Source organism: Paraburkholderia sp. D1E (assembly GCF_052682275.1).
Genome location: NZ_JBQYMB010000001.1, coordinates 8,656,719 through 8,681,360, shown reverse-complemented (window position 1 = coordinate 8,681,360; position 24,642 = coordinate 8,656,719). Strand labels below are relative to the sequence as shown.

Annotated in this window: 24 protein-coding genes; 11 read left to right on the top strand and 13 right to left on the bottom strand. The window is 62.2% G+C overall.

Annotated elements, in window-relative coordinates; genetic code table 11:
• Positions 1–14 precede the first annotated feature (14 nt).
• From ACUN0E_RS39045 to ACUN0E_RS39030, 4 genes are read right to left on the bottom strand one after another with little or no spacing between them, the layout of a single operon-like run.
• Positions 15–755, bottom strand: coding sequence for a PqiC family protein (locus tag ACUN0E_RS39045; protein ID WP_408390744.1), 741 nt, complete (start codon positions 753–755; stop codon positions 15–17).
• Positions 752–2,410 carry a PqiB family protein gene (locus ACUN0E_RS39040; RefSeq protein WP_445569961.1) on the bottom strand — a complete coding sequence of 553 codons (1,659 nt, stop codon included), beginning with the start codon at positions 2,408–2,410 and terminating at the stop codon, positions 752–754. The genes ACUN0E_RS39045 and ACUN0E_RS39040 overlap by 4 nt, the downstream gene beginning before the upstream one ends.
• Positions 2,403–3,053: a paraquat-inducible protein A gene (locus ACUN0E_RS39035; protein WP_408225309.1), complete on the bottom strand. Its 651-nt coding sequence runs from the start codon at positions 3,051–3,053 to the stop codon at positions 2,403–2,405. The genes ACUN0E_RS39040 and ACUN0E_RS39035 overlap by 8 nt, the downstream gene beginning before the upstream one ends.
• A gap of 7 nt (positions 3,054–3,060) precedes the next feature.
• On the bottom strand, positions 3,061–3,792 hold the full coding sequence (locus ACUN0E_RS39030; protein WP_445569960.1) for a paraquat-inducible protein A: 732 nt from the start codon (positions 3,790–3,792) through the stop codon (positions 3,061–3,063).
• A 513-nt stretch (positions 3,793–4,305) separates the two neighbouring features.
• Between ACUN0E_RS39030 and ACUN0E_RS39025 the strand changes: the two genes are divergently transcribed.
• From ACUN0E_RS39025 to ACUN0E_RS39010, 4 genes are all read left to right on the top strand, one after another.
• A complete protein-coding gene (locus tag ACUN0E_RS39025; RefSeq protein WP_408225315.1) occupies positions 4,306–4,866 on the top strand; it encodes a cytochrome b in 561 nt (186 codons plus the stop codon).
• A gap of 8 nt (positions 4,867–4,874) precedes the next feature.
• The gene (locus tag ACUN0E_RS39020) at positions 4,875–5,438 is read left to right on the top strand and encodes a YceI family protein (protein WP_325043415.1); all 564 of its coding nucleotides are present in this window, start codon (positions 4,875–4,877) and stop codon (positions 5,436–5,438) included.
• A 71-nt stretch (positions 5,439–5,509) separates the two neighbouring features.
• On the top strand, positions 5,510–6,079 hold the full coding sequence (locus tag ACUN0E_RS39015) for a YceI family protein (RefSeq protein ID WP_408225938.1): 570 nt from the start codon (positions 5,510–5,512) through the stop codon (positions 6,077–6,079).
• Positions 6,080–6,367: 288 nt separating this feature from the next.
• Positions 6,368–7,645 carry an MFS transporter gene (locus tag ACUN0E_RS39010; RefSeq protein WP_408390753.1) on the top strand — a complete coding sequence of 426 codons (1,278 nt, stop codon included), beginning with the start codon at positions 6,368–6,370 and terminating at the stop codon, positions 7,643–7,645.
• Positions 7,646–7,803: 158 nt separating this feature from the next.
• On the opposite strand, the gene secF is transcribed toward ACUN0E_RS39010, so the two are convergent.
• The 5 genes from secF to queA all read right to left on the bottom strand — a co-directional run bounded on the left by secF (position 7,804) and on the right by queA (position 13,960).
• A complete protein-coding gene (secF, locus tag ACUN0E_RS39005) occupies positions 7,804–8,754 on the bottom strand; it encodes a protein translocase subunit SecF (protein WP_408225321.1) in 951 nt (316 codons plus the stop codon).
• Between the two features lie 18 nt (positions 8,755–8,772).
• Positions 8,773–10,812 carry a protein translocase subunit SecD gene (gene secD, locus ACUN0E_RS39000; RefSeq protein ID WP_408225324.1) on the bottom strand — a complete coding sequence of 680 codons (2,040 nt, stop codon included), beginning with the start codon at positions 10,810–10,812 and terminating at the stop codon, positions 8,773–8,775.
• A 118-nt stretch (positions 10,813–10,930) separates the two neighbouring features.
• On the bottom strand, positions 10,931–11,260 hold the full coding sequence (gene yajC, locus ACUN0E_RS38995; RefSeq protein WP_169486259.1) for a preprotein translocase subunit YajC: 330 nt from the start codon (positions 11,258–11,260) through the stop codon (positions 10,931–10,933).
• Between the two features lie 206 nt (positions 11,261–11,466).
• Positions 11,467–12,672, bottom strand: a complete 1,206-nt coding sequence (gene tgt / locus ACUN0E_RS38990; RefSeq protein ID WP_408225327.1) for a tRNA guanosine(34) transglycosylase Tgt — start codon at positions 12,670–12,672, stop codon at positions 11,467–11,469.
• Between the two features lie 229 nt (positions 12,673–12,901).
• A complete protein-coding gene (gene queA / locus ACUN0E_RS38985; RefSeq protein WP_445569959.1) occupies positions 12,902–13,960 on the bottom strand; it encodes a tRNA preQ1(34) S-adenosylmethionine ribosyltransferase-isomerase QueA in 1,059 nt (352 codons plus the stop codon).
• A gap of 148 nt (positions 13,961–14,108) precedes the next feature.
• Between queA and recG the strand changes: the two genes are divergently transcribed.
• From recG to ACUN0E_RS38955, 6 genes are all read left to right on the top strand, one after another.
• Positions 14,109–16,403, top strand: coding sequence for an ATP-dependent DNA helicase RecG (recG, locus tag ACUN0E_RS38980; protein ID WP_445569958.1), 2,295 nt, complete (start codon positions 14,109–14,111; stop codon positions 16,401–16,403).
• A 102-nt stretch (positions 16,404–16,505) separates the two neighbouring features.
• Positions 16,506–17,465 carry a hydrogen peroxide-inducible genes activator gene (locus tag ACUN0E_RS38975; protein WP_408333156.1) on the top strand — a complete coding sequence of 320 codons (960 nt, stop codon included), beginning with the start codon at positions 16,506–16,508 and terminating at the stop codon, positions 17,463–17,465.
• A gap of 182 nt (positions 17,466–17,647) precedes the next feature.
• Positions 17,648–17,788 (top strand): hypothetical protein, encoded by a 141-nt coding sequence (locus tag ACUN0E_RS38970; protein WP_445569957.1) that lies wholly within the window; start codon positions 17,648–17,650, stop codon positions 17,786–17,788.
• Positions 17,789–17,857: 69 nt separating this feature from the next.
• Positions 17,858–19,312, top strand: coding sequence for a catalase (locus tag ACUN0E_RS38965; RefSeq protein WP_445569956.1), 1,455 nt, complete (start codon positions 17,858–17,860; stop codon positions 19,310–19,312).
• Positions 19,313–19,392: 80 nt separating this feature from the next.
• Positions 19,393–19,554 carry a hypothetical protein gene (locus ACUN0E_RS38960; RefSeq protein ID WP_408225344.1) on the top strand — a complete coding sequence of 54 codons (162 nt, stop codon included), beginning with the start codon at positions 19,393–19,395 and terminating at the stop codon, positions 19,552–19,554.
• 154 nt (positions 19,555–19,708) lie between these two features.
• Positions 19,709–20,197 carry a Dps family protein gene (locus ACUN0E_RS38955; protein ID WP_027777895.1) on the top strand — a complete coding sequence of 163 codons (489 nt, stop codon included), beginning with the start codon at positions 19,709–19,711 and terminating at the stop codon, positions 20,195–20,197.
• Between the two features lie 204 nt (positions 20,198–20,401).
• On the opposite strand, the gene ACUN0E_RS38950 is transcribed toward ACUN0E_RS38955, so the two are convergent.
• Positions 20,402–20,536 carry a hypothetical protein gene (locus ACUN0E_RS38950; protein ID WP_445569955.1) on the bottom strand — a complete coding sequence of 45 codons (135 nt, stop codon included), beginning with the start codon at positions 20,534–20,536 and terminating at the stop codon, positions 20,402–20,404.
• Here ACUN0E_RS38950 and ubiA point away from each other — a divergent pair.
• Positions 20,535–21,398, top strand: coding sequence for a 4-hydroxybenzoate octaprenyltransferase (gene ubiA / locus ACUN0E_RS38945; RefSeq protein WP_445569954.1), 864 nt, complete (start codon positions 20,535–20,537; stop codon positions 21,396–21,398). The two genes, ACUN0E_RS38950 and ubiA, sit on opposite strands and share 2 nt — an antisense overlap.
• 239 nt (positions 21,399–21,637) lie before the next feature.
• Here ubiA and proC read toward each other — a convergent pair whose 3' ends face one another.
• From proC to glcF, 3 genes are all read right to left on the bottom strand, one after another.
• Entirely contained in the window at positions 21,638–22,453 is an 816-nt protein-coding gene (gene proC, locus ACUN0E_RS38940) for a pyrroline-5-carboxylate reductase (RefSeq protein ID WP_408333147.1), read from the bottom strand.
• A gap of 53 nt (positions 22,454–22,506) precedes the next feature.
• On the bottom strand, positions 22,507–23,205 hold the full coding sequence (locus ACUN0E_RS38935) for a YggS family pyridoxal phosphate-dependent enzyme (protein WP_408225356.1): 699 nt from the start codon (positions 23,203–23,205) through the stop codon (positions 22,507–22,509).
• 208 nt (positions 23,206–23,413) lie between these two features.
• Positions 23,414–24,640 (bottom strand): glycolate oxidase subunit GlcF, encoded by a 1,227-nt coding sequence (glcF, locus tag ACUN0E_RS38930; RefSeq protein ID WP_408484725.1) that lies wholly within the window; start codon positions 24,638–24,640, stop codon positions 23,414–23,416.
• Positions 24,641–24,642: the final 2 nt, after the last annotated feature.

Sequence of the window (24,642 nt, the reverse complement as noted above, 5' to 3'; positions counted from 1 at the left end):
GCAAAAAAAAGCCATTAACTACCGGCAGAGGCAGCCCCAACCACAACAGCAGAAGGACACGCCGGCACGGCAAAAACAGCCCCTTTCCCGCTCCCCCCAACCTTCCCTTGCGGAGCAACAGATGCCATCCCCTGCACAGCAGCAGCAATCTGCAAAGCAATCTGCTGCAACGCCACCCGATGCCCATTAACAAGAGCGTCATACCCGCCGCTAACCGGCTCACTCACCACGCTCCGACAGGTCATCACAGCAGTACTACGTACAGCCCTCACACTCCAGACCGCATCGATCAATGCATGCGACCCCGGCCATGACTCGAACCGCTGCACATTCAGGCTGACCCGATACACAGGTGTCGCATCCGGATAAGCCGTGCCGTACACATCGATCGTGCCGAGTTGCTGCGTGAGACTGGTCGACAAAGCCCGCCGGATCTCATCGCCCGGCAACGAAGCCCAACGCTCCTGTTCGAGCACCTGGACCTGCGTAGGGCCCGTCTGCACGACAAGCTGATTCTTCGCCACTTGCGGCGGTACGTCGATCGGCGCGACTTCGATCAGCCACGCCGGCGCGGCCGTCGTCCGGGCGCTTACCGGCGCTGCCGAGCCGGCAGGTGCGCCATCCGCGCCGAGCGTATAAAAGCGGCTGCTCGGCGACGAACACGCCACCATCGCCACCAGTCCGGCCAGAGCGCCGACATAAACAGCGCCGCGCACAAGCCCGCGCGGCGGGCGGGGGAGCCGGGCAAACATCATGGTTTATCTCCTGTTTTACCGCGCAACAGCGATTCCGGATGACGCTCCAGATAATCCGACAGCGCATTCAGCGACTGCAGCGTGCGTGTCAGTTCCTGCAACGCCTGATGAACATCCGACTGCAACGGCGAGTCCTGTTGCAACGTTGCCTCGGCCGAACCGAAGGTCTGCTTCGCCGCAGCGAGGGTGTCGCGCGCCTCCGGAACGACTTCCTTGTCGAGTCGGGTGAACAACTGGTCGGCATTCTTCAATGCGCTGTTCAGGTTCGTCCCGATCTGATCGAACGGCACCTTGTCGAGCTTCTTCGCAATGTCGGCAACCTGCACCTGCAGTTCGTCGAGCGAGTTCGGAATGGTCGGCAACTCGAGTGGATCGCCCGTTACGTCAACCGTAGCCGGCGGCGCTTTCGGGAAGATATCGAGCGCCACGTACAACTGGCTCGTAATCAGGTTGCCGGTGCGCAACTGGCCCCGCAAACCATGCTTGACGAGCTGTTGCAGCAGGCTTTGACCCGCCAGGGTGCCCGGCGTCGGCGCGGTTTCGCGGAAGCGCTTGCCGAGGCGGTCCGGATACAGGTTCATCGTTACCGGCATCGTGAAGCTGCGCGTCTTCGGATCGTAGTCGATGCCGATATTGGTCACCTGGCCCAGTACGATGCCGCGGAAATCGACCGTCGCGCCGACCGACAAGCCACGCAGCGACTGATTGAAGTTCATGACTACGCGCAATGGCACGCCGTCCGGTTCGCGCATCGCGTCCGATTCATCCGGGGCGAGGCGGAACGTCATGTTGTTCGGCGCCTGCGCGCCCACGCTCTGGCCAGGCGGCGACTGGAATGACAAGCCGCCGACGATCACCGTCGCAAGCGATTGCGTATTCAGCTTGAAGCCGCTCGAGTCGAGCCGCAAATCGACGCCGCTTGCATGCCACCAGCGCGAATTGGTGCCGACGTACTGGTCGAACGGCGCCGACACGAATACCTGCATCGTCACACCGGTGCCGTCCTTGTCGAGTGAGAAGCCGACCACCTGACCGACCTGCACGCGCCGGTAGAAAATCGGCGAGCCGATATCGATCGAGCCGAGCGACTCGCCGTGCAGAATGAACTGGTGGCCCTTCTGGTCGCCCGTAATCGGCGGCGGTGTTTCGAGGCCGACGAAGTTTTTCTCGGTGTCTGGTGAATGGCCGGCGTCCGCGCCGATGTACGCACCCGAGAGCAGTGTGGTCAGTCCCGACACGCCGCTCGCGCCGACGCGAGGGCGTACCACCCAGAAGCGCGAATCCTTCACCGCGAAGTCTTCGCCTTCCTTGGTGAGCTGCACCTGAACCAGCACGTGCGAGAGATCCTTCGACAGCGTGATGGTCTTCACCGAGCCGACGTCGACGTCCTTGTACTTGACCTTGGTCTTGCCGGGCTCGAGGCCTTCGGCGCTGACGAACGTGATCGTAATGGTCGGGCCTTTTTCGGTCACCGACTTGATCACAAGCGCGAGGCCGATCAGCGCGGCGATCAGCGGAATCACCCAGACCAGCGAGGGCAGCCAGCGGCTGCGCGGCTCGATGTCGGGATCCGGCAGTTGGGGCGGCAGCCTGGGTCCGTTCGAATCGTTGCGCGGCGCATCGGAGGCGGGCGTCGGTCCTTGCGGGCTAGTCATGGTTGAGGTCCTGAGGTTTTTGAGTGCGGCCTTCCACGTTGTCCCAGATGAGCCGTGGATCGAATTGCATGGATGCCATCATCGTGAGAATCACCACCGAACCGAAGGCAATCGCGCCGGGTCCGGCCGTGATCACAGCAAGCGACTTGAAACGTACCAGCGCAACGGTCAGCGTGACGACGAATACGTCGAGCATCGACCAGCGTCCGATCCGCTCGACCATCCGGTAGAGCGTGGTGCGTTGCTCGGGCCGCCAGCGCGAACGGCGCTGCGCGGTGGCGGTGAGCAGCACCAGCACGCTCAGTTTGAGCATTGGCACCATGATGCTGGCGATGAACACGATCACGGCCAGCGGCCAGTCGCCCGAGGTCCAGAAGTACACGACACCGCTCATGATGGTGTCGTCTTCCGAACCGAGCAGTGACGACGTGTGCATGACCGGTAGAAGATTCGCGGGAATATACAGCAACGCCGCCGCGATGAGCAGCGCCCAGGTGCGCATCAGGCTATCGGGGTTGCGCACGTGAAGGGCGGCGCCGCAGCGGCTGCAGTGCTGCGGTGTGACGGAGCGGATTCGCGGCTCGACGCGTCCGCACGCGTGACAGGAGACGAGACCCGCGCGCTTTGCGGTGACGTATTTCATCGTGCGCTCATCCCTGATGCGGCGCCGGCGGCGCGTCTGGCGGCAATGGGGATTGCACCGCGGGGTCGTCAAGCGAACTGACGGCGACCGCCGCGCTGTCCGCTGAGGTGCGCGGCAGCGGTCTCTGGCTGCGCGCGCCCAGTTCGTCGGCGAGGTCCCACAGAATGCGCGGGTCGAATGTGACAACCACGGCGAACATCAGCGTCAGCACGCCGAAGGCGAACAGCGCTGCTTCGGGAATCACCCGCGCGAGGCTCACCATCTTCACGATGGTGATCAGCACGCCGAGCATGAACACTTCGATCATGCCCCACGGCCGCACGAATTGAACGGCGCGCAACACGCGGTTGAAGGCGGGCGGCACGTAGCCGGCGCGCAGCGGGATCAGTACGTAGAGCAGCGCGACCAGCTCGGTTAGCGGGAACAGGATGGTCGAGCAGAACACCATGACCGCGACGATCTGCATGTCCTCGCCCCACAGCGCGACGAGCGCGCCGAACAGCGTGGTCTGCGAGGTGATGCCGTTGGTTTCGAGTTCGACGATCGGGAAGCCCTGAGCGATCAGGAAGGTGATCAGCGCGGCCAACGTCATCGAACAGATACTGTCGAGCTTGCGGGAGACGCCGCGATAGAGCGTTGCGCCGCAGCGCGGACAGCGTGCGACCGCTCGCCCGACAAGCCGGGGCTTGCGGAACAGCGTATCGCATTCATGGCACGCGATCAGGTTGTCATGTTCCATACGGCAGAAGAGCTAACGACATGAGGGGAGGCGTGCGATGCCGGTTTTAGGGCCGCGCTGCAGAAAGCGTGGAGCAATAGTACCAAACGCGCTTCGCCGCTGGGCAGGCCATTGCGCCTGGCGCCGCCGTGGGGCAGGCGGCGCGGGCATCAGGACTAGTCTTACACACAATCAATGGGCTCTGACAGATTCCGTCCCCAATTGTTCAATACTGTACTGCACGCGGGAAAACTTTCTGTCTAGCCGCGTTTCGGGCCTGCGGCTTTGCGTGGGACTAGAGTAAGCGCTTTGCATGGGATCGGAGTAAGTGCTTTGCATGGGACCAGAGTAAGCGCTGAAGCGCTAACTCTGGTCGACACAGCCAGCTTTTTCCGCTTGGGGTAGCATGGCGGCCTTGGCGTGTGCCGCGGCCGCCATGCTTTCTATCGAGTTGCACGATGCAACATGCATTGGCAGCGTGGAATAGCAGGGCCGGCTGCGCCGTTAACCTCTCTTAACTTGCGCTGACCTGTCATGGCACTCAATCCTTCTTTCGGTGGCCGGGAGTCGTACACGCGGACGGCCATCGCCTTTCATTGGCTGATCGCGCTGCTGATCGTGTGCGGCTTCGCGCTCGGTTGGGTGATGACCGACATTCCCGGCATCACGCCCACCAAGCTGCGCTACTTCTCCTGGCACAAATGGATCGGTGTGACAGTGTTCGCGCTCGCCGTGCTGCGCATTCTGTGGCGCGCCACCCACGCGGCCCCGCCGTTGCCGCGCCGCATGCCGTCCTGGCAGCGCGCCGCCGCGCATCTCATGCATCTGCTGCTCTACGTGCTGATGATCGCGATTCCCGTATCTGGCTATCTGTATAGCTCGGCGGCCAATGTGCCGGTGGTGTACCTCGGACTGATCCCGCTGCCGCGCCTGATCGCGCCGGACCCGCATCTCAAGGAGTTGCTGAAGAACGTCCATATCACGCTGAATTACACGTTGCTCGTGCTGGTCGCGCTGCACGTCGCGGCGGCGCTCAAGCATCAATGGCTGGACCGCGACGGCTTGCTGTCGCGCATGCTCCCTTTCATCAAATAAGGATAACCATGAAAGTCTCGTTTTATCGCTACATGCTCGCCGCGTTTGCGGCGGCCTCGCTGACAGCCGCCGGCAGTGCGCTCGCGCAGGTCGACGTCTCGAAGAGCTCGGTGACGGCAACGTCGAAGCAGATGAACGTGCCGGTGGAAGGTAAATTCGGTAAATTCACCGCACAAGTGAAGTTCGATCCGGCAAAGCCGGCCGACGGCAGTGCCCAACTGAGCATTGACGTCGGCAGTTACGATCTCGGCGACGAAAGTTACAACGACCAGGTGCGCGGCAAGGACTGGTTCGACGCGAAGACCTATCCGACTGCAACTTTCGTGTCGAGCGCGATTGCGCCGGCCGGCGGCAACCAGTTCAAGGTCACCGGCAAGCTGACCATCAAGGGTAAATCGCAAACTGTGGTGGTGCCGGTCACGGTCACCCAGCAGGGCGCGACGCAAACCTTCGACGGCTCGCTGTCGATCAAGCGTTCGCAATTCGACATCGGCACTGGCGAATGGAAAGACACCTCGGTGGTCGCCGATGACGTGGTGATCAAGTTTCATATCGTTGCAGCACGCAAGTGACGTACGCTGTGCCGCCGTTCGGGCGCAGCAGCTTTCCTTCCAGAACAAAGGAGCATGAATTGAAAACTTCCCTGTTGATCGCCGTCGGCGCACTGGCTTCTTCTTTCTCGCTCGGCGCGTTTGCTGCTGCCGATACCTATCAGCTCGATCCGACCCACACCTATCCGAGCTTCGAAGCAGATCACTTCGGCGGCCTCTCGGTGTGGCGCGGCAAGTTCACCAAGAGCTCCGGCACGGTCACGCTCGACCGCGCGGCGAAAACCGGCACGGTGGACGTCACGGTTGACCCGGCTTCGGTCGATACCGGTAACAGCAAGCTCGACGAGCATCTGAAGACGGACGCATTCTTCGACGTCGCCAAGTATCCGTCGGTGACTTATAAAGGTACCGATATCAGGTTCGACGGCGACAAGCCGGTCGAAGTGGTCGGCAGCCTGACGATTCGTGGCGTGACCAAGCCGCTGAATCTGAAGATCGAATCGTTCAAGTGCATGCAGCACCCGGTGCTCAAGCGCGAAGTGTGCGGCGTGGAAGCGAGCGCCCATTTCAGCCGGGCCGACTACGGTATGGATTTCGGCGCGAAGTACGGTTTCAGTATGGATACCAAGCTGCATATTCAATCTGAGGGCATCAAGCAATAAGCGCTTTAGTGAGCCTTTTACGTATTTGTATTTAAGGCCGCTCACGGCGCTGCCGTTGCGTCGCAACAAAAACCGTTTCATTCGCTTTTGCGATGAAGCGGTTTTTTATTGCCTGCTCGGCGCGCTGGAAGCCCTATGCCGCCGTCATCGCCCATTTGTCGCTCGCCTCGTTTTAATTTTTCAGGTACATAGAGCGCTGACGCCGTATTGGCTGTGCGCGCATCCGGTTCGGCAAAGTGGGCGCGTCAAGCCTACGTTAATAATATTTAGCGCGCATTGGAGATCTGCATGAATGCAACGACAGCGGCAAGCCTGGCGGGGAGCCGGCAAAATTCGTGGCGCGCGGTGGTCGCCGCCTCGATCGGCAACGCGCTGGAATGGTTTGATCTGGTGGTGTACGGCTTTTTTGCGGTCATCATCGCGAAGCTGTTTTTCCCGGCGGGTAACGACACGGTCTCGCTGCTGCTGACGCTCGGCACCTTCGGCGTGTCGTTCTTCATGCGACCGCTCGGCGCGATCGTGATCGGTGCTTACGCCGACCGCGCCGGACGCAAGGCGGCGCTCACGCTGTCGATCCTGCTGATGATGTGCGGCACGCTCATCATCGCGGTGCTGCCGACGTATCAAAGCATCGGCATTGCGGCGCCCGTGATTCTCGTGGCGGCGCGTCTGATGCAAGGCTTTTCGGCGGGCGGCGAGTTCGGCAGCGCCACGGCTTTTCTCGCGGAACACGTACCGGGGCGGCGTGGTTTCTTCGCGAGCTGGCAGGTCGCGAGCCAGGGACTCACCACGCTGCTCGCGGCCGGCTTCGGCGTGCTGCTGACCGGCAAGCTTTCGCCTGAGCAGATGGGCTCGTGGGGGTGGCGCGTGCCGTTCTTCTTTGGTCTTCTGATCGGACCAGTGGCATGGTACATCCGCACCAAGCTCGACGAAACGCCGGAGTTTCTCGCAGCGGAAACCACCACGACGCCGCTGCGCGATACCTTCGCCAGCCAGAAGCTGAGCCTCGTGATTGCGATCGGCGTGGTGGTGCTCGGTACGGTGTCGACCTATCTGGTGCTGTTCATGCCGACCTACGGCGTGAAGCAGTTGGGGTTGGCGCCTTCGGTCGCGTTCGCGGCGATTGCGCTAACCGGTTTGATCCAGATGGTATTTTCGCCGTTGGTCGGCCATCTGTCTGACCGTCACGGGCGCACCACGATCATGCTGATATCGGCACTCCTGCTGCTCGTGCTGATCAATCCGGCGTTCGTGTATCTGGTCGCGCATCCGACCTTCGGCACGCTGATGGTGCTGCAGATCGTGTTCGGCTTTCTGATGACAGGTTACTTCGCGGCACTGCCGGGTTTGCTCTCCGAGATGTTCCCGGTGCAGACGCGTACCACCGGCATGTCGTTGGCCTATAACATTGCCGTGACGATCTTCGGCGGCTTTGGGCCGTTCATCATCGCGTGGCTGATCAGTTTTACAGGTTCGAAGGCCGCGCCGAGCTACTACATGATTTTTGCCGCGGTGGTTAGCCTGGTCGCGCTAATGGCGGCGCGGCGCAAGCTTGGGTTCCGCTAACACGTTGCCACGTTATCCTGCTGCGCGACAGGGCTCGGCGAGCGTATAGGGCGCGAGAGCAGCAAGTTAGAGCAGAGTCGTGCGGTAAAAGCGGTAAACGTAAAAGGCCGGTTCGAGAGAACCGGCCTTTTTTCATTGCGACGCGATCGACAGCAAAATCAGACTTGCGCGCCTGCGTTTGGATCGTCCGGATCGGTGCGTTCCTTCTTGTCCTTCACCAGATCTTCGCGCTTCACGCCGAGCCACATGGCGAGCGCCGCGGCGACGAACACTGACGAGTAGATACCGAACAGAATACCGACCGTCAGTGCCAGAGCGAAGTAGTGCAGCGTCGGGCCGCCGAACAGGAACATCGACAGCACCATCATCTGCGTACAGCCGTGCGTGATGATCGTGCGCGACATGGTGCTGGTGATCGCGTGGTTGATCACCTCGATCACGGTCAGCTTGCGTTCGCGGCGGAAGGTTTCACGAATCCGGTCGAAGATAACGACGGATTCGTTCACCGAGTAGCCGAGCACCGCGAGCACTGCCGCCAGCACCGACAGCGAGAACTCCCACTGGAAGAACGCGAAGAAGCCGAGAATGATGATCACGTCGTGCAAGTTCGCGATCACGCCGGCCACCGCGTATTTCCACTCAAAGCGGAACGACAGATAGATCACGATGCCGACCACCACACAAGCCAGCGCCATCAGGCCGTCGGTAGCGAGTTCCTTGCCGACCTGGGGCCCGACGAACTCGACGCGCTGCAACTGCACCTGCGGATCCTGGCCCTTCAGCGCGCCCATCACCTGGTCGCTCTGTTGCGCCGACGTGTAGCCCTGCTTGAGCGGCAGACGGATCAGCACGTCGCGCGAGGTGCCGAAGTTCTGCACCTGCGCGTCGGGATAGCCGAGCTTGTTGAGCGTACCGCGCACCGGTTCGAGCGGTGCGGCGCCTGGATACTGCACTTCGATGACGGTACCGCCGGTGAATTCCACCGACAGATGCAGCCCGCGATGCAGCAGGAAAAACACAGCAGCGACGAACGTCAGCAGCGAGATTGCGTTGAACAGCAACGCACGCTGCATGAACGGAATGTCTTTGCGAAAACGGAAAAATTCCATGGTCTTGTTCTCCGGGACTCAGCGGGATGAACCCGGTTTCTGCGGCGTATTGGACGCGTCACGGCGGCGCACGGTCGGCTTGCTACGCGCCTGGGCCGCAGCTTTGGCCTTCGGCTTGGCGCTGGCCGCGGCGACGGCTCGCGCTGTGTCGGTCGCGGCATCTTCGTTGCCGAGGTAGGCGGCAGCGCCGTCGATGCCTTCCGGCTGCGGGCGCCACACCTGACCGATGGCCAGCGACTTGAGCTTCTTCTTGCCGCCGTACCAGAGGTTCACGAGGCCACGCGAGAAGAACACGGCCGAGAACATCGAGGTCAGGATACCGATACAGTGGACCATCGCAAAGCCGCGCACCGGGCCGGAGCCGAAGGCGAGCAGCGCGAGACCGGCGATCAGCGTGGTGACGTTCGAGTCGAGAATCGTCGCCCATGCATGCGCGTAGCCGTTCTGGATAGCCAGTTGCGGCGGCGCGCCGTGGCGCAATTCTTCACGCACGCGCTCATTGATCAACACATTCGCGTCGATCGCCATACCGAGCGCGAGCGCGATAGCCGCGATACCCGGCAAGGTGAGCGTGGCCTGCAACATGGACAGCACGGCGATCAGAAGCAGCAGATTGACCGACAGGCCGATCATCGAAATCACGCCGAACAGCATGTAGTACGCAATCATGAAGACGGCGATAGCCGCGAAGCCCCATACCACCGAGTGGAAGCCCTTCTTGATGTTGTCCGCGCCGAGGCTCGGGCCGATCGTGCGTTCTTCGATAATGTCCATCGGCGCGGCGAGCGAACCGGCGCGCAGCAGTAGCGCGAGGTCGGCGGCGCCTTGCGGCGTGGCCTGGCCCGTGATCTGGAAGCGGTCGCCGAGTTCCGACTGGATGGTCGCCACCGTCAGCACTTCGCCCTTGCCCTTCTCGAACAGCACCATGGCCATCGGCTTGCCGATGTTGTCGCGTGAGACGCTGCGCACCGCGCGGCCACCCGCCGAGTCGAGGCGGATATTGACCGACGGACGCTGATGTTCGTCGAAGCCCGCCGACGCGTCGATGATGCGGTCACCCGTGAAGATGATCTGCTTGCGCAACAGCACCGGCGTCTGGTTGCCTTGCGTAAACAGCTCGTCGCCCGGCGGCACCGGATCGGACGGATTCGGATGCGTGTTCACCGGATCGGCAAGGCGCGCTTCGAGCGTTGCTGTGCGGCCGATGATGTCTTTGGCCTTCGCCGTGTCCTGCACACCTGGCAGTTCGACGACGATACGGTCCGAGCCTTGCTGCTGGATCACCGGCTCGGCCACGCCGAGTTCGTTGACGCGGTTATGCAGCGTGGTGATGTTCTGCTTGAGCGCGGCGTCCTGCACGGCTTTCTGCACCGCCGGCGTGAACGTGCCGACCAGTTGCACACCGCCGTCAGGGTTCGCCTGCGAGGCCCACTGGAGTTCGCCGATGCCGCGGCCCAGTTGCTTGATCGCTGCGTCCGCCGTGGCCTGGTCGGCGAAATTGATCACCACCGTCTGGTTGACGCGGTTCACGCCGCCGTCGCGGATGTTGTTGTCACGCAGCATGGTGCGCGCATCGGAAGCGTCGGAATCGAGCTTCTTGTTCAGCGCGCCTGCCATGTCGACCTGCAGCAGGAAGTGCACACCGCCGCGCAGATCGAGACCGAGGTACATCGGCAGCGCGTGCATTGCGGTCAGCCAGCGCGGCGACGCGCTTTGCAGGTTCAGGGCAACGACAAACTGCGGATCGGTCGGGTCGCTGTTCAGCGACTTTTGCAGCAGGTCCTTCACGCGCAATTGCGTGTCGGTGTCGGGAACGCGCACGCGGATGTTCGCGTTGGTCGACGAATTGTCGAACGTGACTTCGTCAGGCTTGATCTGATTGGCAGCGAGCGCCGCTTCGACTGCCGACAGCGTGGTCGAGTCGAGCTTGACTGTTGCCTTGCCGCTCGACACCTGCACCGCCGGCGCTTCGCCGAACAGGTTGGGCAGCGTGTACACGAGGCCGATGACCAGAGCCACCAGCATCACGGCATATTTCCAGAGGGGGTAACGATTCATGAGTGGTCCAACGGGAAGGTTGGCTTGGAAGCGATGCGTCCGGCGATGAGCGCGGGCAGTTCAGCGTTGTTCTGCGAAAACCGCCGGCGAGGCCGCGCCGGACGCGAGAGAGCAGGCCTTACAGCGACTTGATCGTGCCCTTCGGGAGAATCGTCGTAACCGACGCTTTTTGCACGGTGATTTCCGTGCCTTCCGAGATTTCGACGCCGACGTAAGCCTCACCCACCTTGGTCACCTTGCCGACGATGCCGCCGTTCGTGACCACTTCGTCGCCCTTCGCCATCGCGGAGAGCATGTTGCGATGTTCCTTCTGGCGCTTCATTTGCGGGCGAATCATGATGAAGTACAGCACGCCGAACATAAGGATCAGCGGCAGGAAGCTCATCAGGTTCGATTCAATGCCACCTGTTGCTGTGCCTTGGGCAAAGGCATCGGTAATGAACGACACGTTGGTCTCTCCGTTATAAATCAAAACAATCAAAAAAATCAGCCGGTTATTCTACCACCGGCCTTGCGCGCGTCGGCGCGGCGAATCGGCTTTGGGATCAAACGTTTAAAGCCTTTTTCACCGTCAACGAAAGTTAATTGTAAGGTTTTCTGCGCCGAGCCGACGGATTCCTCCAGCAAATTCGTCAGTTGATTGCCGATTGCCGGCTAGTCGATGCCGCGCGCGCGGTTCTCGTGGAAGCGCTTGCGGAAAGGCTCGAACAGTTTTGCGTCGATCGCGTCGCGCATTTCCTGCATCAGTTCCAGGTAGTAGTGCAGGTTGTGGATCGTGTTCAACTGCGCACCGAGGATTTCCCCTACACGATGCAGATGGTGCAGGTAGCCGCGGGTGAAATTTCGGCAGGTGTAGCAACCGCATTGCTCGTCGAGCGGGCGCAGCGAGTTCTTGTGCGCGGCGTTGCGGATCTTGATGTCGCCAAAACGCGTGAAGAGCCAGCCGTTGCGCGCGTTGCGGGTCGGCATCACGCAGTCGAACATGTCGACGCCGGCGGCTACGCCCGCCACCAGATCTTCCGGTGTGCCGACGCCCATCAGATAGTGCGGCTTGTCGGCCGGCAGCTTCGGGCCGATGTGATTCAGCACGCGCATCATGTCTTCTTTCGGCTCGCCAACAGACAGGCCGCCGATCGCGAGACCGTGGAAATCCATCGCCGCGAGACCCGCCAGCGACTCGTCGCGCAGGTCCTCGAACATGCCGCCCTGGACAATGCCGAACAATGCGTTCGGATTGCCGAGGCGGTTGAATTCGTCGATTGAGCGCTTGGCCCAGCGCATCGACATGCGCATCGAATCGGCGGCTTCCTGATGCGAAGTCGGCACGTTGTTGGTCGCGTACGGCGTGCACTCGTCGAACTGCATGACGATGTCCGAGTTCAGCACCTTCTGGATCTGCATCGACACTTCCGGCGACAGGAAGAGCTTGTCGCCGTTGATTGGCGACGCGAACGTGACGCCATCTTCGGTGATCTTGCGCAGATCGCCGAGCGAAAACACCTGAAACCCGCCCGAGTCCGTCAGAATCGGCTTCTTCCAGCCCATGAAGCCATGCAGGCCGCCGTGCGCCTCGATCGTTTCCAGGCCCGGGCGCAGCCACAGGTGGAACGTATTGCCGAGGATGATCTGCGCGTGCATTTCTTCGAGCTCGCGCGGCTGGACCGCCTTCACCGTGCCGTAGGTGCCGACCGGCATGAAGATCGGGGTTTCGACCACGCCGTGATTCAGTGTGACGCGACCGCGCCGCGCCTGGCCGTCGGTGCCGAGCAGTTCGAATTTGAGGCCGTTGTCAGGGCGCTCAGGAGTGTGCGCGCAGGTATTGCAGGTACTGCTTGTATCGTGGCTATGACCGTCGGTCATGGGGGACTCCTGTGCTACCGGAGAACAGTCCGGCGCAAACGATGAACGCCGCCGGGTAGGCCACGGCGGCTGGGTAAAGAAAACTTGAGATGCGGCGCCGATCTGCCGCTGCACGTGGGTGCAGCAACGACTGCCTCTGCATCAACGTGGCAAGGAGCGGCAGACTACCGCGCGCGCTGCCGTCGCGCAACGCTATCGCACGGGATATCGCCGTGCGACACGAAACGGTTCAAACGTCGCGGCGCGTGAGCAGCATCGCGTCGCCATAGCTGAAGAAGCGGTAACGCTGTTCGATCGCGTGGCGGTAAGCCTCGCGAATCGTCCCGACACCGGCGAACGCCGATACCAGCATCAGCAACGTCGACTTCGGCAAATGGAAATTGGTTACGAGCCGGTCGACTACGCGGAATTTATAACCGGGCGTGATGAAGATGTCGGTTTCCGTGCTGGCCGCGCCGAGCGGCCGGCCGGCCGCATCCGCATCGCGCGCGGCGGCTTCGAGCGCGCGCATCGACGTCGTGCCCACCGCGATCACGCGATTGCCGCGCGCCCGCGTGGCCGCGATTTTGTCGGCGAGCGATTGCGGCAGGTGATACCACTCGCTGTGCATTTTGTGTTCGGACAGATTCTCGACCCGTACCGGCTGGAAGGTGCCCGCGCCGACGTGCAGCGTCAGCGTCGCGCGCTCCACGCCGCGGGCGTCGAGCCGTGCGAGTAGCGCGTTGTCGAAATGCAGGCCCGCGGTGGGCGCGGCCACCGCCCCGGGGTTTTGCGCGAACACTGTCTGGTAGCGGGTTTCGTCGGTCGCGTCGGGATCGTGCTCGATGTACGGCGGCAACGGCAGGCGGCCGAATTGCTCGATCAGCGTCAGACAGTCGTCGGGAAAATGCAGCGTGTAGAACGGCTCGACGCGTTCGCCGATCGTCACGTCGAATGCATCCGCGAGGCGGATCGTCGTGCCCGGCTGCGGGCTCTTGCTAGCGCGGATCTGCGCGAGCGCGGTGCGTTCGCCGGTCAGACGCTCTACCAGCACTTCGATCTTGCCGCCACTGGCCTTCTGGCCGAGGAAGCGCGCCTTCAGGACTTTGGTATCGTTGAAGACCAGCAGGTCGCCGGCCGCGATGCACTCGGGCAGCTCGGCAAAGCGGCGGTCGATCAGGCGCGCTGCGCCGGTGGCATCGGCCGGGTTGGCCACGTCGAGCAGACGGCTGGCGCTGCGCTCGGGCAGCGCCACTTGCGCGATCAACTCAGGTGGCAGATCGAAATCGAAATCAGAAAGCGTAAACATGCGGACGACTGGAAGCGAATTGGGACTGAATTGAGCCGAAGCCGGAGCCGGGCGGCTATGATTGCGGGACGCCAGAGCGGCCCGCGAGCCCGCGCGCTGATTGGCGGCGACACCTTTGACAGCCGATATTGTACTTGCGAAGCAACCCATGCCTTTGTCCGAACGCCGATTGCCCTCCGCCACCGATGAAGTGAGCGCCGAGCCGAAGCGCCGCGTCTCGCGGGGCAAAGCAGCGGCGGCGGACTTAAACGACCTCGGCGCGGGTGTCCCGCCAGAGAGCGGCAAGGCCGCGCGTGAAGGTGAAGTTGTTGACCCATTCGGCGACAAGCCCGCTGGCAAACCCGCGGGCAAAGCCACCGGAAAGCCTGTTGCCAAGGCCGCGGCCAAACCCGTCGACAAGCTCGCCAAACTCGGCCTCACGCGCGACATCGATCTGGTGCTGCATCTGCCGATGCGCTACGAAGACGAGACCTCGCTGACGCCGATCGGGCATCTGCTGCCGGGCGGCATCGCGCAGACCGAGGGCGTGGTGTTCGACAACGAGATCGCCTATCGTCCGCGCCGCCAGTTGCTGGTGAAACTGCGCGACGACGCCGGCGACGAGCTCGTCCTCCGCTTTCTGAATTTCTACGGTTCGCAGGTCAAGCAGATGGCGATCGGCGCGCGGTTGCGAGTGCGCGGCGACATGCGTGGCGGCTTCTTCGGAATGGAGATGGTGCATCCGGCGGTACGTGTGGTCGACGAAGACACGCCGCTGCCGCAGGCATTGACGCCGGTCTATCCGAGCACCGCGGGCGTGACCCAGGCGTACCTGCGCAAATCGATCGACAACGCGTTGTCGCGCACGTCGTTGCCGGAGCTGCTGCCCGAGCCGATCGCGCAAGCTTTTTTGCGGCCGCTCGGCGTGCCCGCGCTGATGGAGGCGGTGCGCACGCTGCATCATCCGGGCGTCCAATCCGATGAAACCGCGTTGATCGACGGCACGCATCCGGCGTGGGTGCGGATCAAGTTCGAGGAATTGCTGGCACAGCAGATGTCGTTGAAGCGCGCTCATGAAGAACGACGCACGCGTGCGGCGCCGACCATGCCGCGCCGGAAGCTGGGCGATGAATCGGCGCTGGTGGCGCGTTTGCTGAAGGCGTTGCCGTTTTCGCTGACGGCGGCGCAGGAGCGCGTGGGTGGCGAGATTGCGCTCGATCTGACGCAGCCTCATCCGATGCAGCGGCTGCTGCAGGGCGATGTCGGCAGCGGCAAGACGATCGTGGCCGCGCTGGCCGCCGCGCAAGCGATCGACGCTGGCTACCAGGCCGCGTTGATGGCGCCGACCGAAATCCTTGCCGAGCAGCACGCGCGCAAATTGCGCGGCTGGCTGGAGCCGCTGGGTGTGAGCGTCGCGTGGCTCGCCGGCAGCCTGAAGACGAAGGAAAAGCGTGCCGCGATTGAAGCGGCGGCGCTCGGCACGGCGCAACTTGTGATCGGCACGCACGCGATCATTCAGGATGCGGTTGAGTTCGCGCGGCTGGGGTTGGTGATCGTCGACGAACAGCATCGCTTCGGCGTGGCGCAGCGTCTCGCCTTGCGCGCGAAGGCGCAGAACGCCGCCGACGGTGCGCGCGATTTCCAGCCGCATCAATTGATGATGTCCGCCACGCCGATTCCGCGCACGCTGGCGATGACCTATTACGCCGACCTCGACGTCTCGACCATCGACGAACTGCCGCCGGGGCGCACGCCGATTCTGACCAAGCTCGTCTCCGATGCACGGCGCGAGGAGGTGATCGGCCGTGTGCGCGAGGCCGCGCTGACGGGGCGGCAAGTGTACTGGGTGTGTCCGCTGATCGAGGAAAGCGAGACCTTGCAGTTGCAGACCGCGGTGGAGACCTACGAGACGCTGGTGGCCGCGCTGCCCGAATTGAATGTCGGCCTGGTGCACGGACGTCTCGCGCCGGCGGAGAAGGCTGCGGTCATGGATGCGTTCACGCGCAACGAAGTCCAGTTGCTGGTGGCGACGACGGTGATCGAAGTGGGTGTGGATGTGCCGAATGCGTCGCTGATGGTGATCGAGCACGCCGAGCGGTTTGGCCTCGCGCAGTTGCACCAGTTGCGCGGGCGGGTGGGGCGCGGCAGTGCGGCTTCGGTTTGCGTGCTGCTCTACACCGGGCCACTGTCGATGACGGCCCGGGCGCGCTTGCAGACCATGCGGGAAACAACGGACGGTTTCGAAATCGCACGGCGCGACCTTGAGATTCGCGGCCCGGGGGAGTTTCTGGGTGCGAGGCAGTCGGGCGCGGCCATGTTGAGGTTCGCCGATCTTGAGAATGATCAGTGGCTAATCGAGCCGGCCCGAGAGGCCGCCGCGGCTTTGCTCGAGCAGTATCCCGAGGTGGTGATGCAGCATCTGGCCCGTTGGCTCGGGACTCGAGAGCAATATCTGAAGGCCTAGGGTCGTGCCTTTGGTGGCGGCAAAAGACCAAAAGGTTGGCGAACCGACCCTATAGGTGTATAACTAGAACCTATCGAACTCATCGTACTGATTGGTCCCCCAATGACGCTCACCGAATTGAAATACATCGTCGCGGTTGCCCGCGAGCGGCACTTCGGCCGGGCCGCCGAAGCGTGTTTCGTCAGCCAGCCGACCCTGTCGGTGGCAATCAAAAAGCTCGAAGACGAGCTCAACGTGCAGATTTTCGAGCGCGGCACCAGCGAAGTCAGTGTCACGCCGATCGGCGAACAGATCGTCACGCAAGCGCAGCGCGTCCTCGAACAAACGCTCGCCATCAAAGAGATCGCGAAACAGGGCAAAGATCCGCTGGTCGGGCCGTTGCGCCTCGGCGTCATCTATACGATCGGGCCGTATCTGTTGCCTACGCTCGTCAAGCAGATGATCAAGCGTGTCCCGCAGATGCCGCTGATGCTGCAGGAAAATTACACGATCAAACTGATCGAACTGCTCAAGCAGGGCGAAATCGACGTCGCCATCATGGCGTTGCCGTTTCCGGAAACGGGCCTGATGCAACGCGCGCTCTATGACGAGCCGTTTGTCGTCGCACTGCCATCCGGTCACGCGTGGGAAAACCGCGCGAAGATCGACGCCGAGGATCTCAAGCAGGAAACCATGTTGTTGCTCGGCAGCGGTCACTGCTTCCGCGACCACGTGCTGGGCGTTTGCCCTGAACTGATGCGCTTCTCGCAGAACGCGGACGGCATCCAGAAGACGTTCGAAGGGTCGTCGCTGGAAACCATTCGTCATATGGTGGCGAGCGGCGTCGGGATCACCGTGCTGCCGCGCATGTCGGTGCATGAGGTCAAGCCCCATGCGGGCGGCATCGACGCGGGTCTGCTCAGCTACGTCGCTTTTGGCGAGCCGGTGCCGGATCGCCGTGTTGTGCTCGCTTGGCGCAAGAGTTTCACGCGGATGCCCGCTATCGAAGCCATCTGCGATGCCATCAACGCTTGCGATCTGACGGGCGTCAAAAAGCTCGATCTGCCCGTCGCCGTCAATTAAGAGCGTTTCCCATGCTCTACGCCGGCCCGCCGTGTACCGTCGGCGGCCGGCCCGGCGACCGCCAAGGCGCCGATAGTGGCAATCCCTATCGAATAGATAAAATTAATCAACCACGTAAATTCAATAGGATTGTTATAGTTTCCTCCATGGATCGCCCGATCCCATAAGACCCGGAGGAAATCATGACGCAATCGAACTCGCAGCAAGTCCAAACCGTTGCCACTCAATCTCCTCGCGTAACGACCGGCACCTTTGCCGCCTCGCTGAGCAGCATGCGCACGGTTGCATTGTCCTTGCTGGTCGATCGGGCTCTGTCCGCTTAAGCCATAGGCATCAGCACGCCGCGCCTCTCCCCATATTCTGTTTCCGATAAAGCCACTCAGGAGTCACGCATGTCCGAACGTAAGCTCACCAATGCAGCCGGCGCGCCCATCGCCGACAACCAGAATTCGATGACCGCCGGCGCGCGCGGTCCGGTCGTTCTGCAAGACGTCTGGCTGCTGGAAAAACTCGCTCATTTCGACCGCGAAGTGATTCCGGAGCGTCGCGTTCACGCCAAAGGCTCGGGCGCATTCGGCACGCTGACGGTCACGCACGACATCTCGCGTTACACGAAGGCGAAGGTGTTCGCCCAGGTCGGCAAGGACACGCCGCTTTTCATGCGTTTTTCGACGGTAGCGGGCGAACGCGGCGCCGCCGACGCTGAACGCGACGTGCGCGGTTTCTCGATCAAGTTCTACACGGAAGAAGGCAACTGGGATGTGGTCGGCAACAACACGCCCGTGTTCTTCATCCGCGATCCGCTGAAGTTTCCGGACTTCATTCACACGCAAAAGCGCGATCCGTACACCAACATGCGCAGCAATGTCGCAGCGTGGGATTTCTGGTCGCGTCATCCGGAGTCGTTGCACCAGGTCACCATCCTGATGAGCGATCGCGGCATTCCGCAGAACTACCTCCAGATGCACGGCTTCGGTTCGCACACGTACTCGTTCATCAACGCGAACAACGAGCGTTTCTGGGTGAAGTTCCACTTCAAATCGATGCAAGGCATTGAGAACTTTACCGATGCCGAAGCGGCGCAGGTTGTGGCGCAGGACCGCGAAAGCGCGCAACGCGATCTGGTTGGCAACATCGATGCAGGCAATTTCCCGAAATGGCGTTTTGCTATCCAGGTGATGCCGGAAGCGGAAGCGGCGAGCTATCGCTTCAATGCGTTCGACATCACGAAGGTGTGGTCGCAGAAGGACTACCCGTTGATCGACGTCGGCACGATCGAGTTGAACCGCAACGCGGCGAACTACTTCGCGGACGTAGAGCAGGCAGCGTTCACGCCGGCTAACGTGGTGCCGGGTATCGGCTTCTCGCCGGACCGTCTCTTGCAAGGCCGTTTGTTCTCGTATGGCGATACGCAGCGTTACCGGCTCGGTATCAATCACCATCAGATTCCGGTGAATGCGTCGCGTGTGGCGAGCCCGTATTCGTTCCATCGCGACGGTGCGATGCGCACCGACGGCAACCTTTGCGGCAACCTGAACTACGAGCCAAACCGCCTGGGTGACTTCGCGCAGGACACCAACGCGTCGGAGCCGCCGCTCGCAGCGGGTACGGTCGATCGTTACGATCATCGCGTGGACGAGGACTACTACACGCAACCGGGTATGTTGTTCGCACTTTTCGATGCAGCACAACGTCAGCGGCTGTTTGGCAATATCGCTCGCCATATCAACGGTGTGCCGCAAGACATCGTTGCGCGTCAGATCGAGCATTTCCGGCGCGCCGATCCGGCCTATGCGGAAGGCGTGATTGCCGCGATCGCCGACCTCGCTGAAGGCGGCAAGAAGTAAGCAGTTGAAGTGAATTGATGCAACAGGACGGGGCGCCTCGGCGCCCCGCCGGTATTGATACGAATCGGGAGAACACGATCATGATCCAGATGATGATGTCCACCATTGGCGGCTCGTCTGCCGCACGCCGCGCGCAACAGCAGCAAGCATTGATGCTGCGCAAGGCAGTGGGTTTCGCGATCGTCTCGAGCGGGCTGGTGGTGATTGTTACGCAGGCCCTGCAACACGCGCTTGGCGCGTGATCGGGCAGAAGGCTTTGGGTGCGGCAAGCGACCACGCGTCACACGAACGCAGCAGCTTTCTAAGATAAACTGGCGGACGTTCGTTGTGTCGGGTTTGCCAGCCGCACACCGTCACTTTGCCGACCGGTTCGTATCACTCTTCAAAGGAGTCATCATGGCCAAGAAAGAAGCCGTACAGCACGTCAATATCGGGATCAGCGACAAGGATCGCAAGAAGATTGCAGAAGGCCTGTCGCGTCTGCTCGCCGACACCTACACGCTGTACCTGAAGACCCACAATTTCCACTGGAACGTGACGGGTCCGATGTTCAACACACTGCATCTGATGTTCGAAACGCAGTACAACGAGCTGGCGCTCGCGGTCGATTCGATCGCTGAACGTATTCGTGCGCTGGGCGTGCATGCGCCGGGCAGCTATAAGGAATTTGCGAAGCTGTCGTCGATTCCGGAAGCGGACGGCGTGCCGGCTGCAGAAGAAATGATCCGCCAATTGGTGGAGGGTCAGGAAGCCGTGGTGCGTACCGCGCGCGCGATCTTCCCGTCGACGGAAGCCGCCAACGACGAGCCGACCGCCGACCTGCTGACGCAACGCATGCAAACGCACGAAAAGACCGCGTGGATGCTGCGCTCGATGCTCGCTTAAATGCCTTGATGTTCCGGGCGTAGTGCCCGGGATTTCAGTGCGACGCCTGAGCGTCGCGCTGAATGGCAGTATGAACAAAGCCTCCCTCTGCGGGAGGCTTTGTTTTTTGCGGCGCGGTTTTCGGAGGCGAGCTTCGGAGTTGAACCCGGACTTTGCGGTGGTCTTGATCTCGGCTTCGGTCCCGGAGCTGGTTTCGGACCCCGCTCAGGCCTTGATCGTGGTTCCCGCAGCGGCCTCAGTTTCGGCGCTCAGCCCATCAGCCCCGCCCGCCCGGAGGTCGCTTGCCGCCCGCATCCCGTAAAATAGCGGCACCGTCTGCACTTCACCGAATTCGCCCATGTTCGCCCGACTTCCTCTGTATCTGCGCCTCGTTCGCATGGACAAGCCGATCGGCAGCCTGCTGCTGCTGTGGCCGACGCTCAACGCGCTGTGGATTGCGTCCGACGGTCATCCTTCGTGGCTGCTGCTGGTGATTTTCACGGTAGGCACGGTGCTGATGCGATCGGCGGGCTGCGCGATCAACGACTACGCGGATCGCGACTTCGATCGCTACGTGAAGCGCACGGAAAACCGGCCGATCACTTCGGGCAAAATCAAGGCATGGGAAGCGGTGGCGCTGGCGGCTGGTTTGTCGCTGCTGGCCTTTCTGCTGATTCTGCCGCTGAACACGCTGACCAAGGAGCTATCGGTGGCGGCGCTGTTCGTCGCCGGTTCGTATCCGTTCACGAAGCGTTTTTTTGCGATTCCGCAGGCCTATCTTGGTATTGCGTTCGGCTTCGGCATTCCGATGGCGTTTGCCGCGATTCAGGATCACGTGCCGATGCTTGCCTGGGTCATGTTGCTGGCCAACGTGTTCTGGTCGGTGGCGTACGACACCGAATACGCAATGGTCGATCGCGACGACGATATCAAGATCGGCATCCGCACCTCGGCACTGACCTTCGGCCGCTTCGACGTGGCGGCGATCATGCTGTGCTATGCGGCGACGCTGGGGATTTACGCCGGCATCGGCGTGATGCTTGGTTTCGGCCTGCTGTATTGGCTCGGATGGGCGGCAGCGGCAGGCTGCGCGATCTATCACTACATGCTGATCCGAAACCGCGAGCGGATGGCGTGCTTCGCGGCGTTCCGTCATAACAACTGGTTGGGCGGCGCGTTGTTTGCCGGCATTGCAGCGCATTACGCAGCGGCTTCGTTTTAATGCTTCCGCGTTTCTTCATGGCCCGTAGTACAGAAGCTGGCTGGTTTTATTCTTCCGTGCTTCTTTGCACCTCGGCCATATAAACCGCTTCGGTTTGAAGCGCGCCCAGCCGTCTCTCTTGCACTGCGGACGCCGCCCCCGGTTGATCCAGGGCGCAGCGTCGTTCCATGTCGTCTCTTCCCGGCCGCTAACCGCTAACCGCTAACCGCTAACCGCTAACCGCTAACCGCTAATCGTGCTTACAGCTTGCCGAACTCGTCGCCCATTTCCTTGGCGCGCGCATCGGCGGCGAGCACGCCGCGCACGATCGCGTCCTTGATTCCGCTTGCATCGAACGACGCCAGCGCGGCCGCCGTGGTGCCGCCCTTCGACGTCACACGTTCGCGCAACAAGCCCGGCGGCTCGTCCGAGTTCGCAGCCAATTGCGCCGCTCCGGTGAAGGTTGCGACTGCCAGCGCGCGGCCTTGTGCTTCATCCATGCCCAGTTGACGCGCGGCTTCCTGCAACGCCTCGATGAAATAAAACACGTAAGCGGGACCGCTGCCCGAGATCGCTGTGACAGCGTCGATCTTCGCTTCGTCGTCGAACCAGACGGTTTGGCCGACTGCGCCCAACACTTGCGACGCGAGCGCGCGGCCTGTTTCGTCGACGCTGCCGGTCGCGACGAGGCCCGTCACGCCCATGCCGATCAGCGCCGGCGTATTCGGCATCACGCGCACGATGCGCGCGTGGCCGTTCAGCCAGCGCGACATGTCATCCATGCGAATGCCCGCGACGATGCTGATTGCCAGCTGCGACGCCTGCAGATGCGGCGCCAGCGCCTCGGCGACGCTCTTCAGTATCTGTGGCTTCACCGCCAGCACGACGGCGTCGTACGACGCGAGCGCAGCGTCCGCGGCCGCGCCGGTCTTGATGCCGAATTGCTGCTCATTGCGCTTGCGCGCGTCTTCGTTGGGATCGATCGCGTACAGGTCAGCGGGCGCGACGCCGCGCTTGATAAGGCCGCCGATCAACGCGGCGGCCATGTTGCCGCCGCCAATAAAAGCAATTTTCATGATGTTCCGAAAGATGTCCCGTGAGGTGTCAGGAAAGGAAAGGCCCGAAACGCTTAGTTAGAGTAATCTCGCGCGCCGAAGATCGCAGTGCCGACGCGCACGATCGTTGCGCCTTCCAGCACAGCGGCTTCGAGGTCGCTCGACATACCCATCGAGAGCGTGTCGAGCTCAAGGCCGTCGTTACGCAGCCGCTCGAACAGCTCGCGTAATTGCCGATGCGGCACACGTTGCTCCTCGATGTTGCCGGCAGGTTCCGGAATCGCCATCAGGCCGCGCAGATTCAGCTTCGGCAGCGCGGCGATTTCCTGCGCGACCTCGACGGCCTCGGGAATGCTCACGCCGCTTTTCGACGCTTCGCCGCTAACGTTGACCTGCAGGCAGACGTTCAACGGCGGCAGGTTGTCCGGGCGCTGCTCCGACAGCCGCTGCGCGATCTTCAGGCGGTCGACCGAATGCACCCAGTCGAAGCTTTCGGCGACCGGCCGCGTCTTGTTCGATTGCAATGGCCCAATGAAATGCCATTCGATCGACGCACGCAGATCCGCCAACGCTTCGATTTTGGTGACAGCTTCCTGCACGTAGTTCTCACCGAACGCGCGTTGGCCGGCCGCGTAGGCGGCGCGCACGTCTTCGGCGGGAAACGTCTTCGAGACCGCGAGCAGGGCGATCGAACGCGCATCGCGTCCGGCCACCTGCGCGGCGAGGGCGATGCGCTGCTGCACCGCTTCGAGGTTGTGGATCAGATCGGGCATGGGGCGGAACCGGAAGTCCAGCGAGAGACAATGTATGAATTATACGGACGCCGCCGTCCTATGCCGTTGCGGCCTGATCGGCAATGTGGCCAACCACTTCATGAACGCAGTTGCGCAACTGGGTTACGGCCTGCGGCAGGGGTGGCGAAAGCGGACACCGTGGCGGGCAGCAAGCCACGTGTCGCGCTTGCGTCAAGAATGGATCGCCTCAGGCGGACAGCATATGCTCCACCAGTTCGATCCAATGCGCGACCGGCGTCGACGTGCCGCTTTGCAGATGCGCAATGCAGCCGACGTTCGCCGATACGATCACTTGCGGCTCCTGCGCCTGCAGCCGCTCGAGCTTCTGATCGCGCAGCGCGTACGAGAGCTTGGGCTGCGTCAGCGAATACGTGCCGGCCGAGCCGCAGCAGAGATGATTGTCGGCGGGCAGGCGCACTTCAATGCCGAGTGCCGCCAGCAGATGTTCGACCTTGCCGTGTATCTGCTGACCATGCTGCAACGTGCACGGCGGGTGGAACGCCACCGTATGGATTGCGCGGCGGCGCGTCACAGCCACGAGCGCCTCTTCGAACTCCGGCAGGATCTCCGCGACGTCGCGTGTCAGCTCGGTCACGCGGCGTGCTTTCTCCGCATACGCGGGATCGTTGCGCAGTAGATGCGCATACTCCTTGACCGTCGCGCCGCAGCCGGACGCGTTCATCACGATCGCTTCCACACCTTGCTCGATATACGGCCACCACGCGTCGATGTTGGCGCGCAGGTCGTCAAGCGCTTCGTCGTTGTAGCCCAAATGCAGGCGGATCGCACCGCAACAGCCTGCTTCGGGTGCGATCAACGTTTCCACGCCGAGTGCGTCGAGCACCCGCGCCGTCGCGACGTTGACGTTCGGCATCATCGACGGTTGCACGCAGCCCGCGAGCATCAGCATCTTGCGCGGATGTTTCGCGGTCGGCCATTCGAGCGGACGTTGCCGCGCGGGCACCTTGTCGCGCAGTTTCTTGGGCAGGAGCGGGCGGATGTGCTGGCCGATGCGCATGGTTGGCGTGAACAGCGCGCTGTTCGGCACGAAGCTCGCGAGCAGCCGGCGCATCATCCGCTGACCGAACGGCCGCGTGACTTTTTCCTCGGTGATCTTGCGGCCGATCTCGACCAGCCTGCCGTATTGCACGCCGGATGGACAGGTGGTCTCGCAGCTGCGGCAGGTGAGGCAGCGGTCGAGGTGAACCTGAGTGCTGCGCGTGACCTCGGCGCCTTCCACCATCTGCTTGATCAGATAGATGCGGCCGCGCGGGCCGTCGAGTTCGTCACCCAGTATCTGATACGTCGGACAGGTCGCCGTACAGAAACCGCAATGCACGCAATTACGCAGGATGGCGTCGGCTTCGTCGCCATCGGGCGTGTTGCGAATGAAGTCCGCGAGGTTGGTTTGCATCG

Coding starts and splice junctions, on each gene's coding strand:
- glcF (WP_408484725.1), bottom strand. CDS start 24,640: ATGCAAACCAACCTCGCGGACTTCATTCGCAACACGCCCGATGGCGAC.
- ACUN0E_RS39040 (WP_445569961.1), bottom strand. CDS start 2,410: ATGACTAGCCCGCAAGGACCGACGCCCGCCTCCGATGCGCCGCGCAAC.
- ACUN0E_RS38960 (WP_408225344.1), top strand. CDS start 19,393: ATGATCCAGATGATGATGTCCACCATTGGCGGCTCGTCTGCCGCACGC.
- proC (WP_408333147.1), bottom strand. CDS start 22,453: ATGAAAATTGCTTTTATTGGCGGCGGCAACATGGCCGCCGCGTTGATC.
- ACUN0E_RS38970 (WP_445569957.1), top strand. CDS start 17,648: ATGACGCAATCGAACTCGCAGCAAGTCCAAACCGTTGCCACTCAATCT.
- ACUN0E_RS38950 (WP_445569955.1), bottom strand. CDS start 20,536: ATGGGCGAATTCGGTGAAGTGCAGACGGTGCCGCTATTTTACGGGATG.
- ACUN0E_RS38965 (WP_445569956.1), top strand. CDS start 17,858: ATGTCCGAACGTAAGCTCACCAATGCAGCCGGCGCGCCCATCGCCGAC.
- tgt (WP_408225327.1), bottom strand. CDS start 12,672: ATGACCGACGGTCATAGCCACGATACAAGCAGTACCTGCAATACCTGC.
- ACUN0E_RS39035 (WP_408225309.1), bottom strand. CDS start 3,053: ATGAAATACGTCACCGCAAAGCGCGCGGGTCTCGTCTCCTGTCACGCG.
- ACUN0E_RS38955 (WP_027777895.1), top strand. CDS start 19,709: ATGGCCAAGAAAGAAGCCGTACAGCACGTCAATATCGGGATCAGCGAC.
- secD (WP_408225324.1), bottom strand. CDS start 10,812: ATGAATCGTTACCCCCTCTGGAAATATGCCGTGATGCTGGTGGCTCTG.
- ACUN0E_RS39010 (WP_408390753.1), top strand. CDS start 6,368: ATGAATGCAACGACAGCGGCAAGCCTGGCGGGGAGCCGGCAAAATTCG.
- ACUN0E_RS39025 (WP_408225315.1), top strand. CDS start 4,306: ATGGCACTCAATCCTTCTTTCGGTGGCCGGGAGTCGTACACGCGGACG.
- ACUN0E_RS38975 (WP_408333156.1), top strand. CDS start 16,506: ATGACGCTCACCGAATTGAAATACATCGTCGCGGTTGCCCGCGAGCGG.
- queA (WP_445569959.1), bottom strand. CDS start 13,960: ATGTTTACGCTTTCTGATTTCGATTTCGATCTGCCACCTGAGTTGATC.
- ubiA (WP_445569954.1), top strand. CDS start 20,535: ATGTTCGCCCGACTTCCTCTGTATCTGCGCCTCGTTCGCATGGACAAG.
- ACUN0E_RS39045 (WP_408390744.1), bottom strand. CDS start 755: ATGATGTTTGCCCGGCTCCCCCGCCCGCCGCGCGGGCTTGTGCGCGGC.
- secF (WP_408225321.1), bottom strand. CDS start 8,754: ATGGAATTTTTCCGTTTTCGCAAAGACATTCCGTTCATGCAGCGTGCG.
- ACUN0E_RS38935 (WP_408225356.1), bottom strand. CDS start 23,205: ATGCCCGATCTGATCCACAACCTCGAAGCGGTGCAGCAGCGCATCGCC.
- recG (WP_445569958.1), top strand. CDS start 14,109: ATGCCTTTGTCCGAACGCCGATTGCCCTCCGCCACCGATGAAGTGAGC.
- ACUN0E_RS39030 (WP_445569960.1), bottom strand. CDS start 3,792: ATGGAACATGACAACCTGATCGCGTGCCATGAATGCGATACGCTGTTC.
- ACUN0E_RS39020 (WP_325043415.1), top strand. CDS start 4,875: ATGAAAGTCTCGTTTTATCGCTACATGCTCGCCGCGTTTGCGGCGGCC.